The sequence below is a fragment of the Mangrovicoccus ximenensis genome (assembly GCF_003056725.1).
GTDB lineage: Bacteria > Pseudomonadota > Alphaproteobacteria > Rhodobacterales > Rhodobacteraceae > Mangrovicoccus > Mangrovicoccus ximenensis.
Genome location: NZ_QBKZ01000009.1, coordinates 1 through 2,051, shown reverse-complemented (window position 1 = coordinate 2,051; position 2,051 = coordinate 1). Strand labels below are relative to the sequence as shown.

Below are 2,051 nucleotides of genomic sequence, written 5' to 3'. Positions count from 1 at the left end.
CATCGGCTGGCCGGAGCCATTGACCCAATGCACGTCCTGCAACCGTGACTCGTCCGGCTTGGTCGGCCTGTGGCAGGAAAGTTTTCCGTAGATGTCAATCTGCTGCGACAAGGTCTTGAAGCCCCAGGCGGTGTGCGGCTTGGGGCAGAAAGCCGGAGCGCAGCGGTTGCAACCTGCAATTACCGGGCGGTTTTCGATCGCAACCGAGCCTGACCCGAACAGCCGCCAGGTCAGCGCCCAATGCGTTGCCTCCGGCGCGGCGGCGAAGAGTGCATCGAGGGTCCCGTCGCCCGTGCGGATGTTCACGAACTCGTCGGTGTCGATGTGCAGAACCCAGGCGGCATCGCGCACGAGATCGGTCGTGACCGCGTGGTTCAGCGCTGCCTGCTGCGGGGATTTTCCGCGCCATTTGTCATTGCCGATCCGCGTCAGCCAGCCTTGCCGGGCGATCAGATCAAGCAGCCGGTCGGTGCCGTCCGCGCAGTCATTGGTATAGATCAGCACATGATCGAAGCCGACGGCGCGGTGAAAGGCCAGCCATTCGAGCAGGTACGGCCCTTCGTCCTTGGCGCAGGCAACGATCACGCGCTGCCCTGAGGCCGGGCGCGGCGGCAGGAGCGGGAAAGGGGCCGAAGGCGGCGCGGGCGGCGCGATCCGGTCATGCGGGGCGAAGCGCGACCGCACCAGCCGGGCATGGACCGGGCGCACCTCTGGCGGCAGAGGCCCGTTCCCCACGACAGCCGGTCCGCCGCCTCCCGGTTCCGCCGCCTGCGTCGCTGCCAGCATGCGTGGCAGCAGGCCTGCCATCAATGTGCCGGCATCGAAATCGATTGCCTCTGGCAGGAGGTTGCAAGGTGCAACCGCCCCAGCCAGCCATTCCTCGAGCGCGTCCAAGTCAAGCGGCGGGCCGTCGATATGAAGGGCTGCCATGGCCCGGGCCCTGAGCCTGCGCGGCAGGACAAGGCCCTGCGCCAAGGCGTCCCGGATCAAACCGTTGAGCTTCAACGCGCGGGCCAGGGTCGCGGCCGGGACCGGCTCCGGCGCCCCGGCCGGATCGGGCAGACCCAGCCGGGCCAGCAGCGCCCCGGCATCCGGCAAGACCGCAAGACAGGGAAATGCCTCTGCCCAGAACGTCCGGAAGGAGACCGGATCGAGCCAGTGCGGCGGACGCTCCAGTTCGGGGAAGTCATTCAGCTCCGGCCGCGCCATCGCGCCCGCGTCCCGTCCGGCCGCCCAATCGGCAGGACGGTCGGCCAGATCGGCTGCGGGCGGCGTCACCCGGCCCCAGAGGATCTGCGCCGTCCAATGAGCGACCAGCCCGGCTGCCGGGGCGGGATGCTGGACCAGCAGCTCGACATCGCCCAAGGGCGCCAGGAACCCATGCAGCCGCGCCAGCTCGGAAGGCCGCACCAGATGGCGCCCGGCAAGATCGCAGGTCACCAAGACCTCGGACAGGCCGGAGAATTCCGCCGCCATCTCCTGCTGCAGCCGCGCCGCCAGCGCCGCCTGCCGGTCCTCGGGCGCATGTCCGCGCGCGGCGCGCAACGGATCGACATGGTCCGGATCGAGCGCCGCCATGAAAAGGCGCACCCCGGCCGGACGCCTCGCCGCAGCCGGGCAGCAGCAGCGGCACCGGCTCCGCCCCCCGGTCGCAGCGGCGCAGCCCGATCAGCAGATGCATCGAGCCGTCGAGCATCTCGGCCAGGTCGGGATCGGCCTCCAGCATGGCGGCGACATCGACGCGGCGCCGATCGGGCAGGATCAGCTCCTGGCCGCAGCAGTCGAGCGCCATGCCCGGCTCGATCACCAGGTTCTCGCGGCGGCAGCTTTCCTGCGGATGCTGGATCACCTTCAGCCCGCAGACCGTCCCGGTGCCGTGCAGCATCTGGTTGTGCAGGTGGCGCAGGCCGCGATGGTAATCCTGCTCGTCGGTGAAGTCCCGCGCGACCAGGAGCTTGCCGTCGAAGTAATAGTTCCGGACGGGCGCGTGCAGCCCGCAGGGAAGGCAGGTTTTCAGGGTCTCGTCTAGCATGATTGGCACCTCCTCCGGG

General features: G+C 69.3%; 2 protein-coding genes. One reads left to right on the top strand and one right to left on the bottom strand.

Translation table 11 applies throughout. The features are described 5' to 3' along the window. A partial coding sequence (locus tag C7T91_RS13005; protein WP_236638216.1) for a glycosyltransferase family 2 protein occupies positions 1–1,590 on the bottom strand: 1,590 nt, incomplete at its 3' end. On the opposite strand from C7T91_RS13005, the gene C7T91_RS13000 reads away from it, so the two are divergent. Next, entirely contained in the window at positions 1,577–2,029 is a 453-nt protein-coding gene (locus tag C7T91_RS13000) for a hypothetical protein (protein ID WP_108259621.1), read from the top strand. The genes C7T91_RS13005 and C7T91_RS13000 overlap by 14 nt on opposite strands. The last annotated feature ends 22 nt before the right edge of the window (positions 2,030–2,051 follow it).